The organism is Parapedobacter koreensis, from assembly GCF_900109365.1.
In the GTDB taxonomy this organism is placed as follows: domain Bacteria; phylum Bacteroidota; class Bacteroidia; order Sphingobacteriales; family Sphingobacteriaceae; genus Parapedobacter; species Parapedobacter koreensis.
In genome coordinates, this window is record NZ_FNZR01000002.1 from 223965 (window position 1) to 240287 (window position 16323).

General features: G+C 45.0%; 13 protein-coding genes. 5 read left to right on the forward strand and 8 right to left on the reverse strand.

The window, feature by feature from the left end:
- Positions 1–4 precede the first annotated feature (4 nt).
- On the reverse strand, positions 5–844 hold the full coding sequence (locus tag BMW65_RS05125) for a beta-1,6-N-acetylglucosaminyltransferase (protein ID WP_090603320.1): 840 nt from the start codon (positions 842–844) through the stop codon (positions 5–7).
- A gap of 326 nt (positions 845–1170) precedes the next feature.
- Here BMW65_RS05125 and BMW65_RS05130 point away from each other — a divergent pair, with 326 nt between their 5' ends.
- The 5 genes from BMW65_RS05130 (at position 1171) to BMW65_RS05150 (ending at position 7379) form a co-directional block, all read left to right on the forward strand.
- A complete protein-coding gene (locus tag BMW65_RS05130; RefSeq protein WP_143053812.1) occupies positions 1171–2535 on the forward strand; it encodes a hypothetical protein in 1365 nt (454 codons plus the stop codon).
- A 21-nt stretch (positions 2536–2556) separates the two neighbouring features.
- Positions 2557–3891: a glycosyltransferase family 87 protein gene (locus BMW65_RS05135; RefSeq protein WP_090603323.1), complete on the forward strand. Its 1335-nt coding sequence runs from the start codon at positions 2557–2559 to the stop codon at positions 3889–3891.
- Entirely contained in the window at positions 3863–4693 is an 831-nt protein-coding gene (locus BMW65_RS05140; protein ID WP_245747507.1) for a glycosyltransferase family 2 protein, read from the forward strand. The genes BMW65_RS05135 and BMW65_RS05140 overlap by 29 nt, the downstream gene beginning before the upstream one ends.
- An 18-nt stretch (positions 4694–4711) precedes the next feature.
- Entirely contained in the window at positions 4712–5605 is an 894-nt protein-coding gene (locus BMW65_RS05145) for a glycosyltransferase family 8 protein (RefSeq protein ID WP_090603324.1), read from the forward strand.
- Between the two features lie 277 nt (positions 5606–5882).
- A complete protein-coding gene (locus BMW65_RS05150; protein ID WP_177181007.1) occupies positions 5883–7379 on the forward strand; it encodes a hypothetical protein in 1497 nt (498 codons plus the stop codon).
- A 17-nt stretch (positions 7380–7396) separates the two neighbouring features.
- Here the strand turns inward: BMW65_RS05150 and BMW65_RS05155 are convergent, their stop codons facing one another.
- Genes BMW65_RS05155 through BMW65_RS05185 form a run of 7 tightly spaced genes read right to left on the reverse strand, consistent with a single transcriptional unit; the run spans position 7397 to position 16311 of the window.
- The gene (locus BMW65_RS05155; RefSeq protein WP_090603328.1) at positions 7397–9142 is read right to left on the reverse strand and encodes a glycosyltransferase family protein; all 1746 of its coding nucleotides are present in this window, start codon (positions 9140–9142) and stop codon (positions 7397–7399) included.
- A 54-nt stretch (positions 9143–9196) separates the two neighbouring features.
- Entirely contained in the window at positions 9197–9811 is a 615-nt protein-coding gene (locus BMW65_RS05160) for an HAD-IB family hydrolase (RefSeq protein ID WP_090603330.1), read from the reverse strand.
- Positions 9775–11487 carry a hypothetical protein gene (locus tag BMW65_RS05165; protein ID WP_090603331.1) on the reverse strand — a complete coding sequence of 571 codons (1713 nt, stop codon included), beginning with the start codon at positions 11485–11487 and terminating at the stop codon, positions 9775–9777. The genes BMW65_RS05160 and BMW65_RS05165 overlap by 37 nt, the downstream gene beginning before the upstream one ends.
- Before the next feature lie 19 nt (positions 11488–11506).
- Complete coding sequence (locus tag BMW65_RS05170) at positions 11507–13264, reverse strand: hypothetical protein (protein WP_090603333.1); 1758 nt, start codon at positions 13262–13264, stop codon at positions 11507–11509.
- Positions 13258–14151: a UbiA prenyltransferase family protein gene (locus BMW65_RS05175; protein WP_245747508.1), complete on the reverse strand. Its 894-nt coding sequence runs from the start codon at positions 14149–14151 to the stop codon at positions 13258–13260. The genes BMW65_RS05170 and BMW65_RS05175 overlap by 7 nt, the downstream gene beginning before the upstream one ends.
- A 59-nt stretch (positions 14152–14210) precedes the next feature.
- Complete coding sequence (locus BMW65_RS05180) at positions 14211–14606, reverse strand: GtrA family protein (RefSeq protein ID WP_090603336.1); 396 nt, start codon at positions 14604–14606, stop codon at positions 14211–14213.
- A 4-nt stretch (positions 14607–14610) separates the two neighbouring features.
- Positions 14611–16311, reverse strand: a complete 1701-nt coding sequence (locus BMW65_RS05185; protein ID WP_177181008.1) for a GMC oxidoreductase — start codon at positions 16309–16311, stop codon at positions 14611–14613.
- Positions 16312–16323: the final 12 nt, after the last annotated feature.

Sequence of the window (16323 nt, forward strand, 5' to 3'; positions counted from 1 at the left end):
GGTTTTACCCTTCAGCGTCTATTAAATCGAAAATACGGGCATCCTTCGCCAGATCGAATTTTCTGCCAAACAGCATTCCGCTGCGCTTTATATCGTCAAAATCTTCTGCACGAAGCAATTTAGGATGCGGACCACCCCCGGACCAATCGATGTAACGGTGGTTGTCATTGACAAGCTGCTCCCGATAAGGCGAATTCATCAATATCGTTTGAAATACAAACTCGTCACTTGCCCAAGAAAGGAAAAAGAAACGGCGTAGCTTCGGATCCAGCTCCACCTTATCCGCTACGTATAAAGCGGCTGCTGGACTAAGCATCCAAAACATGGAGCCGCCATAAGGATGGAAACCATACGGAAGCCTCCGCATAGGTGTCAGGCTATTAATGATGCGTTCCAATAAGTAGCGCCCCTTGAACGTATAATCAGCCAAATAGTACTTTTGGTACCTTAGCCGCCCTTCCTGCCATTCGCTTTCAATATCGAGATAGGACATGAATTCCTTGCCTGAATTTTTTTTAAAAAAATCGGCCAGCACCGGCGCCGGTTTCAACGCGTAATCCTGTCCACTGAGGAAATTGATAAAGTTATAATCCGTCTTACTTTCACAGATTTCACGGATGCCGTTGAAGGTGGCTTTTACGATGCTGTAACCCGCCCATTTTACATCCTCACGTTTCTTGACAAAAAAAACATTAGGCAATCTACCCAAGTGGCGGTGAGTAGCCATGTCCGTTTTTTTATCCAAGTGGATATAAAAATCAAAATCGGGATGTGACATCCGCTTGATGAGCCGCTCGGTTTGCCCGGGATTTGCATGGGTAAGTATAAGATGTGCTGTCCGCATATATCCGTAAAAATTGCCTTTCCTAACGCTTCAAAAGTAGGTCAATTTTTTGCGTATTCCCTTAGCGATATGATTGATAATGCCTTGCTGTAGTACAATAACTACAGAATCCTTTATTTCCGGCCAAAATGCCTTGATCGCCAGTTAAGTGTCCGAAGATATTTCTATTATTGCGGTGGAAATATGAAAAATTTTGATTGAAAAAATTCATCAACTCCTGATAGCTGTTCCTTGTAAAAGTAATGTCTTAATTTTCATTGTTTTTTCATCGCTTCATTCGTTTAGTCAGCATAAACATGATCAAGTTTATTATTAATCATTCAAAAATGACTTCAATTTTAATAAGCATACTGGCTACGCTGGCCACATGTACGGGAGACGGGGACATCCAGCAGCAATCCACTGGATCCGATTCGATAAATGAACACCGCTCGGACAGTGAACTAGCCGCAGATAAAGAAGAAGCCGGGAAATTTATCGTATTGGGAACGGGAGAAGGCGAGCATTTGGTCATCGATGGTGCAGAACGGCACTTCTCGTGCGACACGCTTATCAAAATTAAGGGGGGTACTTACGCCATGATAGACATCCTAAATTTAGAAGGACGCGAAGGATGTCCCATAATCATTGAAAACGAGGGTTTGGTCGATATGACTGGAGGCGACAAGGCAATGCGCATGATGGACCTAAGCCACGTCGTAGTTACCGGAAATGGTGTACCGACGATAGACAAGGGATTTATTTTCGGGAAGACACGACAAGCCGCCGTCCAGCTATACGGCGTGCTCAACGATTTCAAGTTATCGTACTTTTCATTTAAAGATATGTTAGATGGCAAAGCCATCATCTGCGAACACGAGGAGGAATACAATGGGCGGGAAGGCTCGTATTCCAACAAGGTGACGTTTTCCCATATAACCTGTGATCGGGTCGGTGTCCTTTTGAATGGCGATGCAGGTGTAGATGGCGGCAAGGTGATGGGGATGATTAAGAACCTGGAAATTGCTTATGTAGACTACCGCAATTCGCCTTATGTAGGTTCGATCGTCTGGATGTCCAATCTGGAGGATTACAATGTGCACCACAATACGATTACCGACGTAAATTCATCAAGCAAGCTCCACAATGGCATTTTTGTACTAATGGGCAATGGAAAATTCCACAACAACATGGTCACGAATCACCAAGGCAATGTATTAAGGGCATGGGGCTACACCGTAGGATCGACCCCCAAGGATATCCAGATTTACAATAACATCGTCTACAATTCGTTCAAATATTCGGCCTTTGAAGTGCAATCATTTGACTATTATATCCACCCCGGGAAGACCACCTACGCAAATGCCCAGGTCTTTAATAACACGTGCGGCAAAATGAATACCAGCCAAGACTGGGTTGGCGCTGTCGTAGACGTATACAGCTTACAAGGCGGAAGCTGCGATGTCTACAATAACCTCGCTTTTGAACTGGTAAACGCCGAAGATGTTTGGAATCAACAAGCTGATCTCATTCCCACGGCTTCGCATAATTTGTATTTCAATACGCCCCAGGAAGCGGGCATTGTCGATGAAAAGGAATTTAAATTGTCTGCCGATTCAAAAGCCAAACAGGCGGGCAGGCCAGCTCCGGTAACTGAAGATTTTTATGGCCACAAACGCGCCGGCACACCATCTGTGGGTGCTGTAGAATAGCTGCAAACTAATCTAACTATCATGCGTTCTTTAACACACGATTTCAAACAAACCGGAAAAGTTGCACGTCTATTTTTATTTATCATCTCGCTTAATCTCCTGTATGCTTTTGTATTGACCCTTATCCATAGCAAACCCAATGCGTTCAGTCAAGTAAAATGGTTGTTCTATAGCAAACCCTATCAAAATGACTCCTGGAAAGCAATGACCAATGCATTGATGTACATGAAGCAATTCCCTGATTCCAATGCCTATCAAACCTTATTGATGGAAAAGGGCATCAAATTCCAATATCCACCAAGCAGCTTATTGCTGTTTGATATACCGCAAAGGATCACGGGATTGGATTATACGGAGATTGCCCGTCTATGGGATGTCCTTTCCTTTTTTTCCGTATTTCTAATAGCGTTTTTTGCGTCGAAGATTTTATCCCTCACACTGGCAACGTATAGGTTCAGCGAACTTAATATATCCTCCACGGCTAACGCTTTTCAACAATATATCCTCGTACTTGCCATTACCGTATTGTTTTACCCGCTGATACGGTCATACCAACTTGGGCAAATACAAACCCTATTGACGCTTTTTGCGACGATGTCAATCTATTTTTGGCTGGCGAATAAAAAGGGCTTAAGTGGGCTTTTTATCGGGTTGGTGTGCCTTGTAAAACCGCAGCTTGGATTGCTATTCGTGTGGGCACTCATTCGCCGGCAATGGACCATGATCATCGCTGGTGGCATCACGGTCGTCGCTGTGCTTGCGGTATCCATTGCGCTGTATGGATTTCATAATCACCTGGATTATTTATCAGCACTATCCTTTTTATCCAGGCACGGCGAGGCGCAATATGCAAACCAATCGGTTAATGGATTGGTTCACCGTTTGCTCTTCAACGGCGAAAATGTATTCTTTCAGGAAAACGAATTTCCACCGTATTCGCCAGTTGTTTATATATCCACGATGATTTCCACGCTTATCCTCACGTTTTTAGGGTTGTTGTGGAATCGTAAGAAAAGCGAACCGGATGCGATTGATTTGGCTATCATGATGCTCTGTACAACCATCGCATCGCCCATTGCTTGGGAACATCACTACGGTATTCTGCTGCCAATTTTTATTTTATTGACACCATTTGCGTGTCATTTCTATCGCCAAAAGAAATGGAAACTGCTGTTGTTTTCCCTGGCGTTTGTCATTGCATCACAATACCTTGAAATTGCCAAGAAGCTGGCCGATACCCGCTTTAACATCCTTCAGTCTTATCTTTTTTTCGCGGCGCTAATTATACTGATGTATTCATTGGTGATATCAAAGAAATTGAAAACGAATGGATTACAACATATTGAGACATACTAAGGATATTGCTATGCTGGTTCATCATTTTGATGAGGTGACGCTCCTTATAACCCATTATAACCGGAGCCAATCCCTGGAAAGGCTGCTAAGCGCTTTCGTTGCACTAAACTGTTCATTCCAGGAAATCGTCGTATCAGATGACGGGAGTAGCAGCGATCACCTCAGCTACATCAATAAGTTGAGGGCAACATATAATTTCTCGCTCATCACCACGGCATCAAACAAAGGATTGGGAAATAATATCAATAAAGGCCAGGACGCCGTCAAAACAGCTTACACGCTGTATATCCAGGAAGACTTTATTCCAAAACCGGCTTTTATAGCCAGTTTCAAAGATGCGCTTCAAATCATGCACGATGAGGAGCAGTGGGATTTGGTTACGTTCTATTCGTACATCCCCTACCCTTATCTGGTGCCCTATAAAATGGGGTTCTCGGAGAAAAAATTCAGGCCCCAACCTTGGTATACCAACCTATTGAAGTTTTATGTCTACGGTGATCACCCCCATCTGCGCAGAAGCTCCTTCCTCGAAAAATTCGGGCGGTACCAGGAAGGCGGCAATGGCGACAATGCCGAAATGTCCATGGCCCTTTCGTTCATTAAACATAACGGCAGGGCGTTGCTTTATGATCAGCTAAACGCATTGCTTGAACAAAAGAATACCACCGTAGAACCCAGTACCGCCGATTTCAGAAAAGATTGGAAACAAAGCCAGACACCGGCAATCCTGCTATTGAGAAGAGCCTATCTTTGTTTCAAATTCATAAAACTTAATATTCAGCTTATCACGCTCAGAAAATGAGCCTTTAATAAAACACCCATGAATCAATCAGCTACCATTACCATTGTCTGTGTATGCGATAATCATTATGCGATGCTGTTAGCCGCTTTGATTAAATCCATTGAAGCAAACCACCATACTCCGGAAAAACTTGAATTTTATATCGTTGATGATAATATCTCGAAGAAAAACCGGCTAAAACTATCGGCCTCCATTAATGCAGATACAACGACCATTCACTGGAAACCAATGCGCGACTGCATTCCTAAAGGCACGGTGTTGCCTACCGACAAGAGCAGTTCACCGCTCAATATCTATGTTCGGCTTTTCATCCCATTTTTTGTTTCGCCCGGAACCGAAAGGGTCATTTTTTTGGACGTAGACATGATCATGCTCGAAGACATCAGCAAATTGTGGTATACCGATCTGCAAACAAATATTGTGGGAGCGGTCCAAGACCAGTTTATACAAATCGTCAGCCGCTGGGGGGGAATAAGCAATTATGAGCAATTCGGCTACACGAAGGATAGCAAATATTTCAATGCGGGTTTAATGCTTATGGACATAAAAAAATGGCAGGCAAACGATATTTCGAATAAGGTGCTTAAATGCCTGGCAGAAAATAAAGAGCATGCCCAGTTCCAAGATCAATACGGCTTAAACGCTATACTGGGCCACCATTGGCTGGAGCTTGATCCATTATGGAACCGTTTTGCATATTCTGAAGATAAAAACCCTTACCTTATACACTTTACCGGCAGAAAACCCATCTACGAAACGTACAATTTCAGCGAAGACTATCGGGAGATATTCTTATCATACTTACGTCAAACGGCTTGGACTACCTACAAGCCCATTGGCGAAACCAGGAGATACCTTAAAAAATTCACGAATATCTTGCAGAAAGCCCGCAATTTAATTCCGCGTAAGTAATCACTTGTGTCTTCAGAAATTTCACCCTGCTAAATTCAATATGATGTACATGCCCAAGCTCCCGTTATTCTTCTTTTCAATCGGCTTTTTTTTAGTTAGCTCCTTGGTCATTACACTTTTAGGTGCTTCAATCACCTTTTTCCTCGGGGGAACGATAAACGGTTGGTTATTCCCGCTTGCTGTCCTAATCTCATTGGGTTTAAGTTATGGTTTTTTTGTCAACTATATTGGAACAGCTACACTCCGCAGTGTTTTGTTTTATGTTCTTCTCCTGCTTTTGCCCTTAATACTGGCCCTCCTTATCTCGAGCTATTTTTACGACGTTTCCGTCGATGGCCAAGCCTATCACCAGGAAGCGCTCATTCAACTAAAGCAAGGCTGGAATCCTTACTGGCAATATTTGCCGGACAGTGTCAACCAGGCGATATGGGTAAATCATTACGCCAAAGGCATGGAAACCATCCAAGCGGCAATCTATTGCACGTTTCATGACATCGAAGTGGGAAAGGCGACGAACATGGTGCTTTGGATAGGGAGTTTTTTCCTGACCTTGTCTTTCCTTTCTCAAATCGAGTCTATCGGGTTAAAAAAAGGAATATTGATCAGTGGATTGCTGGCAAGCAGCCCAACCGTGCTGAATCAATTGCTCACCTATTATGTAGACGGCGCACTGGCATCTTCGTTATTGATACTGTCGGTATTATGTGTTTATATCATCAAAAAAGCAACTACTTTTCATTTGCTTTTGTTGTCATTGATCATCATCCTATTGATAAATATCAAATTCACGGGGATATTATATGTGTGCCTATCACTGGGCGGTTTTTTACTTTGGCTGCTTGTCAAAAAATCTTTTCCTGCTCTAAAGAAGTTATTACTGGTGTCTGTTATTGCTGGTTTTGCCGCAATTGTCGTGGGGTATAATCCATACGTTACCAATTCGATAAAATACCACCATCCGCTGCATCCCTTAATGGGCAGCGCCCGCGTAGACATCATGAAAGATCTAAATACGCCCGCCGGGTTTAATGGTAAGTCGGGGCTTGAACGTTTCTTGCTATCGACTTTTGCGCATACAAATAACCTCTTCCCTTCGTCGGAAGAAAAAGGCATTCCATTGAAAGTCCCCTTTACATTCAACAAGATTGATGTGGTAAATGCTGCGCGGGTTGACGCACGGCTTGGGGGCTTTGGGCCATTCTTCAGCGGTATATTACTGCTATCGTTGGGATTGTTTTGCATTCTTTTTGTCAAAGCAAGGAATCAGGCGATCTTCAACTATTTGGTATGGTTCATCGCGTTGATTATCCTGTCCGTCATTATCATGCCGGAATCTTGGTGGGCAAGGTATGTGCCGCAATTTTGGTTCATCCCGCCCGTATTGCTCCTTGCGGGCGAATTGCTGCTCAAGAACCAATATACAATCCTAAAAAGGTTGATTTATGCTTCGGGTATACTAAACATGATGTTCAGCTTAATCGGCATCTTCTTTAACATCACCTTGACCGAACTCATTAAGTATGACCTTGATGTCTTCAAAGCTTCTGGAAAAACTGTTGTCGTAGACTGGCAAGGGTCGGCGAGCAACCGTATTCGGTTTATCGAACGCGGGATACCCTACGAGGAGCAGGATTTAGACGAAGCTACGCACCACGGCATGACTGGTTCGGAAGCGTTGTTTATCAAATCTGAAGAGATGGACAACACGGCTATCCAAAAGTCCGTTTGGCTAAGGCTAACGGAAAAATGGCTGCCGAATACATGGCGTTATTGACATAAAGGTTAATACCATTATTGCCCTATCCCTCCCCAAGGCTTGAGCTTGATTCTAAGTCCGCCCAACAACCTCAGGATGACCGGGGGCGTTAGTTCCCTGTTGATATTTTCAGGCGGCAAAAACCGGGCTTCCGAACGAATGATCCATTCGCCCACGCTGTCGTTTTCAAAGGATTGCTGTATATAGGGAATCTCATGCTCCTGGAAACGGATGCGATTACTCGCGGATTTCCTGAAATCAATAACAATAGGCTGGCTTGTATCTTTAAGGATAGCCAGCTGGTGGTTGATCTGGCTGGTAATAACGATGTTCTGAACAATCGCCGAAAAGGCAAAAATCACATTGGCAGCGAGGGTTGTATATACCGCAAACTTGAGCACCTTATGCTTACCGGGCAGTAACCATTCACTTGTAACCAGCAAGATAATTGGAATAAACCAAAATTGCGGCACATACCTTGCCCACCAGGACTCTGGTATAATGACAATGGTTACAACCAGGGTGATGATTATAGAAAGTATGTTTTTAAACCTTCTTTCTTTACGGCATTGGATAGCAAGCAGGATAAACAATAGGATAGCAAGTATCACTATACCGCTGAAGAACGGCCCAAAACCCGCTACCCTTGTATCTACTTTGCCCGAATTGACGATATCTACCTCATTAAGCGTGAAGGGAACTTTCAATACCGGTTTTCCGCCGGTTTCCATGATGGCATTATCCGTATGGGAAAAAAGGGAAATAAAAAACCGCTCTGCGGGGGATCGCTCCCCAAAGGTCGCAGGCGAATTGCGCGTCATGATATCCACTTTTTTGGACCCCATCAAGGGATAAAAGGGATGCCCAAAATTGAGCGTATTGGTAACATACGGATTAAACCCCGCCAGGATGCCCAATACAACTCCAGAGACAAAGCCAACAATGAGAATTTTATGGCTTTTCAGCTTCTTATGGAATAATAGCCAGCAAAAAACCGCCGCCATCAGCATGGCCATATAAACCACTGCAGTAAATTTTATGCCAAAAGCGAGCGTGATAATCACGACTATCAACAGATAGTGCATCCATTGTTTTTCCTTCAATGCCAGTATAGTAGCCGCGATAAAAATCAGGAAAATAGATCCCAAGACGCCATCCACATAATACGTCAGCGCTTGGACTATGACCACGGGGTTGCAGGTCAGCAATATGCTGGTTATCCACGCCTTAGGCGTTGAAATTTTGGGCACGAGTATGGATAACGAAAAAAATAAGCCTGCAACGATAAGCAGCAGATTGGTAGCCTTCCCCGTTTCTATCCTTCCGGTCGTCGCATAGATGGCAGCTTGGATGGTTTCCATGCCTTTGGCATAATGATTTATCCAAATCGAATGCGTCGTAATGCTGTCATCCAGTGCTGTCCGGTAGGGATTCCAACCTTGCCTAAGCTGAATGATTGCCTCCTGGTGGTACTCCTGCCCGTCTTCGGATATATCATAAAACTGACCTGAAATAAGGATGGCCAGCAAGACAAACAGTACGGATGCGCCCAGCGTATAATATTTGCCCTTAATCTCAGCGGTGCCCATCCATTGGGATCGAAACAAGATATAGGCATTTATGCCTGTAGCGACAACCAATGCCAGGGGAAACTGCCAACGTCCGACGTGACCATCCAGGAAAAAGGTAAGCGACAGGATGACCAGGGTCAGGCCAAGCACGAGCATCAAAAAAAAGCCAATCAGAAAATAGTGTTTTGCTAAGCCACTTGCTTTATCCATTGCCTTTATTCTTATCATTCATTAACCATTAGGCATACAAGGCACTCCTGCCGGCTAAAAAGTCCGGTAAAACGGGTGATCTGCCGCTGCCAATAATTCCCGGTCTCCTTCGGTATCACCATATGCGTACAATTCATAGCTATCCCTATCCGGATATTGTTCCAAAAACCTACTTAATTTTTCCGGCCCATAGCAATTCCGTGATAAAAATTTACCCGTGATTAAGCCATTGTGAACTTCAATTTTCGTGGCAAGAACGTGCTGGATCCCGTTTTTGACGGCCCATGGGATTATCCAGTTTGCGATGGAAGCACTAATGATGACGACTTCGTGTCCCTGCTTAAGATGCCAATTCAATTTTGCAACGGCTTCAGGACGGAGTATTTTCGTCAACTTCTCCGCAAAAGCCACACAACGCCTGTCAAATGCTTCGATGGGCACTCCTTTATAAAAATTGCCGAATAGTTTTTCTTTCGCTTTGTAATTTGGGATGAGATGAAGTTTATATCCCACCAGGTACAATGAAGATGCAACGGCATTTGCCATTAACCTGAAAAAGCCGATTCTAAACAATAAAAAGAGCAGTAAGCTGTCTTTTGTAGTAATCGTGCCGTCAAAATCAAAAGCGGCAATTATTCTTCTATTCCCGGCAATGTTCCCGTTGTCCATTTTATGATGAGTGGTATTTGTATGCTATCTATATTATCAGGGACTATAAATCTCGAAGTTGATCGTACGATGCCCACCGCACCCGCGACTCCCTCCAAATCTTGCTCGATATAGGGAATATCATTTTCCCAAAAACGGGCACGATTGCTTGATGCGCTGCCCCATTGCACTACTATCGGTTCATTGGCCGATTTCAATACACGAAGCTGGTAGTTAATTCGGCTGGTAACCGCCAAATTCCAAAGTATGCCCGTCAGCGTGAATCCAACATTCAACAGCAGCAGTATATAGAGGGATCGATTGAACCACCTCAACCGGTTCGGTTGGACGGCATCTGCAGCTAAAAGGATAACAAGGGGAATAAACCACAATTGCGGCACATACCTTGCCCACCAGGACTCGGGAATAATGACGACAGACAAAACCAGCACAAGCAAGAGGTACCCCATGTTTCGGACCAGGCGCCCGCCATGGAATTTGACGACAAGAATGCCAAACAAAACTATCGCCAATAAAAGTATCCCACTGAATAATGGGCCAAACCCACCGATGCGTACATCCACTTTGGGGGCACTGGCAATATCGGTCTTGTTAAACGTAAACGGTATTTTCAGCTTAGGAACCCGGCCATTGTCCAGCATCACATTGTCTGTGTGCGAAAATAGCGATATAAAAAACTTTTCGGAACCTGATTTTTCGTCGAAGCTGACGGGCAGGTTAGCCGTCATGATATCCACTTTGTTTGGGCCCATAAGGGGGTAAAACGGATGCCCGTAGCCTACTGTATTTGTAACATAAGGGTTGTAGCCCGCCACGACAGCGAGCGTGACCGCGACTGCCGATACACCGATTACTTTTTTCATCGCGCCCCAGTTTCGATGGATCACAAGCCAGCCAATAAACATTGCCGTAAACAAGGCCACGTAAACAACCGCGGTGAATTTCACATTGAACGCGAGCACAAAGACGGCAGCATAAAGGAAATAAACTTCCTTCGTAGCTATCCCGCCTCTGGCAATGAAAAAAAAGGTAGCCAGCAGGCAGAGCAAAAGCGAGGCCAGTGCGCCATCCACGTAATAGGTCAGCAGTTGGTTGATCACCACTGGATTACTCGCCAGCAATGCCGAAACAACCAATTTTTTGAAGAATGAATGCCACTGAAATTGACAAAGCAGGGAGAGCACCAAAAAGAAACTGCCCAGCCACAACAGGATATTTGTCGCCTTACCTGCCTCGATGCTGCCAATGGCACAATAAATAGCCGACTGGATGAGCTCCATTCCCTTGGCATAATGACTGATCCATATCGCTTGGTTGACACGCTCAGGCAATGGCCCATCCCAATACGGGTTCCAACCCGCCTTTAGCTGAATCAAGGTTTCTTGATGATAGGCTTGGCCATCATGCGAAACATCATAAAAGCTATTTGCTATCCCTATCGAAAAAACGATTAGCAATAGGGGTACCGCAACGCGATAAACCAATAGATCACGTTTGCGCTCGTGCGCGGTTTTCGCTGTCGCTACCACCCCTACCAGGCAAATCAATACCGCAAGCGGGAATTGCCAGGCACCTACCTGCGCACCAACCAGCAACGTCAATGACGATAAAAGCAGGGTGAGTACGAGAACCCCAATCAATTGAAAACCAATGTTGAAAAAACGCGACGCTAACATAAACCTATCACCTAAAACGCTAATAATGTTGCCACCGTAAGGGTATCCAATGCTCCGTGAGCCTGAGCCACGGTGATTTTGTTATCGACCGATCCGCATCGTCGGGCCATATAAACATCGCTTGAGAGCCCGCTATTTTTTCCACTCGGGCTCCCTCTTCGCGTAATTTCAATAAATTCTTTTGCTCGTGAAACGGGATGCCACGGTCATCGAAACGAATCCGGTTGCTCGCCGAATCACCCCATTCCACGACAATCGGTTGGTTGGATGAAGCCAAAACTTCCAGTTGGTAATTGATTTTGCTCTTCAGTATCGCATTCAACAAAAAGCCTGCAAAACTGAATCCGATATTCAATACAAGGGCTACATATAGGCATCCCTTCAGCAACCGGTAGTTTCCGGGCAAAAGCAACTCCGATCCAAGCAATATCGCTATGGGCACAAACCAAAAATGGGGGACGTATCTCGCCCACCAGGATTCCGGCATGATGATTAATGATACAATGGTGATTGCGATAAACCCCATGATGCCGTAAAAAACCGGCTTATTCCTTCCCTTGGGGTATTGGATAGCCAACAATGCGATTGCGAGCAGCAGGATTCCACTAAAGAATGGGCCAAAACCACCCAGGCGGCAATCCACTCGTGGCGTACTGATGATTTCGCCCTCGTATACAGTAAAGGGGATTTTTAGCTTCGCAATACCAACGTCCCAAGGGTACACGATTTCAGTACGCGAAAAGAGGGAAATGAAAAACCGCTGCAATTCGGATTTCCCTTCAAAGTCCAATGGTGTATTGATAACCATAATATCCACCGGATCTTTACCCATCAATGGATAGAACGGATGCCCATAGCCTACCGTGTTGGTGACATAGGGATTATACCCAACCACCAGCGATAGGATCCCTATAGCAACAGCTGCCAGTAGGAACATCTTGAAAACGGGCCATTTTTTTTGGAACGCCAACCAAAGTAAAAATCCCCCAACAATAAATACCACATATACAATGGCCGTGAATTTTACATTGACAATCAAGATGACGATAAACGCAAACAACAGCAGGAGCCGCCGTTCAAGGCGGTACAAGAAGCAGATACCCGTTGCCAGCAAGGCCAACAACAACGATGCGAGAACGCCATCTACATAGAAGGTAATCAATTGATTCATCACAACGGGGTTGCTCGCAAACAGCGCCCCCAAAAGCACCGCCTGTTTTAAGGACAGCCAACCCATATAACCAATACAGGATACGACAAGGGAGAAACTCCCCATCCACAGCATCATGTTCGTCGCCTTACCCGCTTCTATTGTACCAGAAGCAGCATATATGGCGGCCTGTACGGTTTCCATCCCCTTAGCATAGTGGTTTATCCAAATCGCCTGGTTTACACGTTCGGATAACGGGGCATCCCAGTAGGGATTCCATCCATTTGCCAATTGAATGACGGCCTCTTGGTGGTAAGCCTGGCCATCGTAAGATACGTCATAAAAACAAGCAGAAACCAGTAAAGACAATAGGACCAGCAGCAACGGAACACCAACTGTGGCCACATATGAGCGCCGTGAACTTCCCCGCGTATTGACGCCGCGCTGTAAATAGTGGCTTGAAAGGATAGCGAAAAGAATGGCTACCGGGAATTGCCAAAAGCCGATGCTCCCCCCGAGATAAAAGGTGACACTCGAAAGCAGCAACGTAAAACCAAGCACCGCGATAAGGAAATATCCCAGGTGAAAAAAGGTTTTTGAATACCCGTAAGCCCGGTCCACTACCATTTCAGATTATAATAAATGATGGCAAAGAAAGACAATATCCATCCCAGGATAATCACTTGCAAAAACCTGTTTTTCAGCAATACGGCGGTAGGGCTCCCGCTAATCAACCATACAAACGTCAATTGGAGGTACCTCAGCATGCCCAGGATAACAAAGAAGGAGGTCAAATAGACATTCTTCCCAAAACGGTTGATGACTTCTTCTGACGTACAATACATGACATAGCACACGACAACGACCGTAGCCATACACGTTATCGCTACGTTGAGGAATTCCAAATTGTACCCCTGCAAGTTCTTCCTTGGGCTGACCCCCGTCCTGACAAAGTTGAACACATCGTCCCGCCGCTTGGCCAACGCAAGAAACAGCGCCAATACAAACGTCATCAAGATAATCCAATGGGAAAGCACCGTGTCAGAAATCAGTCCGCCCAATGCAATCCGCAATACAAATCCCACGGCGATTATCACGATGTCCAAAATTGAGATGTGCTTAAGTTTAATGGTGTACAGCACATTCTGCACCAAATAAAGCAGCACGATCAGCAGCACCAATGGATCCTGGATGAAAAACAAAAAGATGGATAGCCCAATCGCCAATAACACACCAATTAAACCAATTCCCTCAGCCGTCGAAACAAGGCCGCTGGCAAGCGGTCTATTTCGTTTTACAGGATGCAGTCTATCTTCTTTGACATCCAACATGTCATTGAATACGTATACCGAGCTGGCTATTAACGAAAAGCCGATAAACGACACCAGCAATTGCAGCACCACATGGGTATCGGTAAGCTTTAGTGAAAAGAAGGCTGGCAGGAAAATAAAACTATTTTTTACCCACTGGTTTACACGGATTAGTCGGAGGTAGGAAAGTAATTTTTTCATCATGAATAGAAGTCTGAATACAATAGGCGTTTATGAATAAGCAAAATAATGCATTGGGATTATCACTGTTTAAATACCAAATATTTCTTAGTGCTGAAGTTAAATATCGCGACAATGATAATCGTCATCGCTTTTCCCAGTTGGATGTTGGTGATAAGGGCTTGTTCGACAAAAAGCCACAAAATCAATTGATTTAAGGCAATAGCCATCAATGAAAACACCACAAATGATATCACTTCCATCGATCTGGAATACTTGCTTTTTTGAAACACGTACTTCCTGGATAACACATAGTTCAGGATAATTGCTATCACCACCGCGATTACATTAGCAATGAGGTAATCGATAGCCTGGATATGGACCAGGAAACTAAAGACACCGAACTCAACCGCCGCGCAGCATAAACCGACGATGACAAATTTTGTTAGTTGATATTTAAAAACTAGCTTGAGGAACATAAAATTATAAATTTCCTTTTTTTAACTGATTGACTGCAAAACTACAAGCCCTTGCGGTCAGTGCCATGTACGTGAGTGAAGGGTTTTGGTTGGCAGAGGAAGTCATGCAACTACCATCCGTAATGAAAACATTTTTGACTGCGTGCATCTGGTTATATCCATTCAAGACGGAAGTTTTCGGGTCTTTCCCCATCCGCGCCGTTCCCATTTCATGCACGGTAGCCCCCCCCGGCTTTTCATAATTAAACGCGTTGACCTGTTGGAATCCGGCTTCCTCCAACATCCCGGCGCAGGTTTCCTTGATGTCATCCATCATGCGATACTCATTTTCTTTGAAAGAAAAGTTGACTTCAACGAGCGGCAGCCCCCATTTATCCTTACGTGTCGTACTCAATTGCACTTCATTATCATAATATGGCAGGCACTCTCCCCATCCGGCCATCCACACCGTCCATGGGCCCGGCTTGGTCAGTTTTTCCTTAAATTCGCTGCCAAATCCTTTTATGTTGGGCGATGTACTTTTCCACCCTTGCCTTTCGCCCCTCCCCTGTACGGCATACCCCCTGATGAATCCATTTTTTTCCGTGGCGGATAGATTGCGGTAGCGCGGAATTAAAAAGCCGCAAGGTCTTCTTCCTTTATAATAGCGATCTTCAAATCCGTCATGGATGCCAAAGGCACCAGCCGAAGAGTGGTGATCCATTAAGTTGTGCCCTACTTGCCCACTGTCATTGCCAAGCCCATTTGGAAACCTATCCGTGCGCGACTGCAATAAAATCGCTGCTGTACCGATGGTGGATGCATTGATAAAAATAACGTTCGCGTAAAATTCCGTGACCTCATGCGTCAACGCATCGATGACGCGGACGCCCGTTGCCCTGTCCGCCTGTTCATCATGGAGCACTTCCGCGACGATGGAGAAGGGCCTAAGCGTCAGATTACCCGTGGCCATGGCTGCCGGAATGGTGGCGCTATTGCTGCTAAAATACCCCCCATAGGGACATCCCCTGGAGCAAAGATTACGATTGAGACAGGGCCCCCTGCCATCCCAGCCACGAGTAAGGTTGGCCACGCGCGCTATGGTAAGCAATCGATGCTCATGGTTATTTTTAATCGATTGTGCTAAATGCTTTTCGATGCAATTGAGTTCCATAGGTGGCAGGAAGTTACCGTCTGGCAAGTGCGGTAGCCCCTCGTTTTTCCCACTGACGCCAATGTAAGACTCCACATAATCATACCAAGGTGCAATATCCCGGTAACGTATTGGCCAATCTACCGCTGTGCCATCCTTTTCATTCGCTTCAAAATCCAAGTCGCTGAGCCGGTAACATTGCCTACCCCACGTCAACGACCTTCCCCCTACCTGGTATCCCCTAAACCACATAAACGGTTTCTTTTGGATATAGGGATGATCTTGGTCATTTGCGAAAAAAAGCATGTCGGTATCGTCAGAAACGTTGGTCTGCACCGGGTTGTTTTGCTTATAGGCAAGTGGGACATTGCCCCTGAGTTTGAAATCCCAAGGATTGAGCAATGCCGTAGGGTAATCCTTGATATGTTCGACATTCCTTCCCCGTTCAAGCAGCAATGTTTTTAATCCTTTGAGGCAAAGCTCACGTGCAGCCCACCCGCCACTGATGCCGGAGCCGACAACAATGGCATCATAGGTATTGCTCATTTTAGCTTTTCCAATTAAATTAGACATCGCTCAATTTGA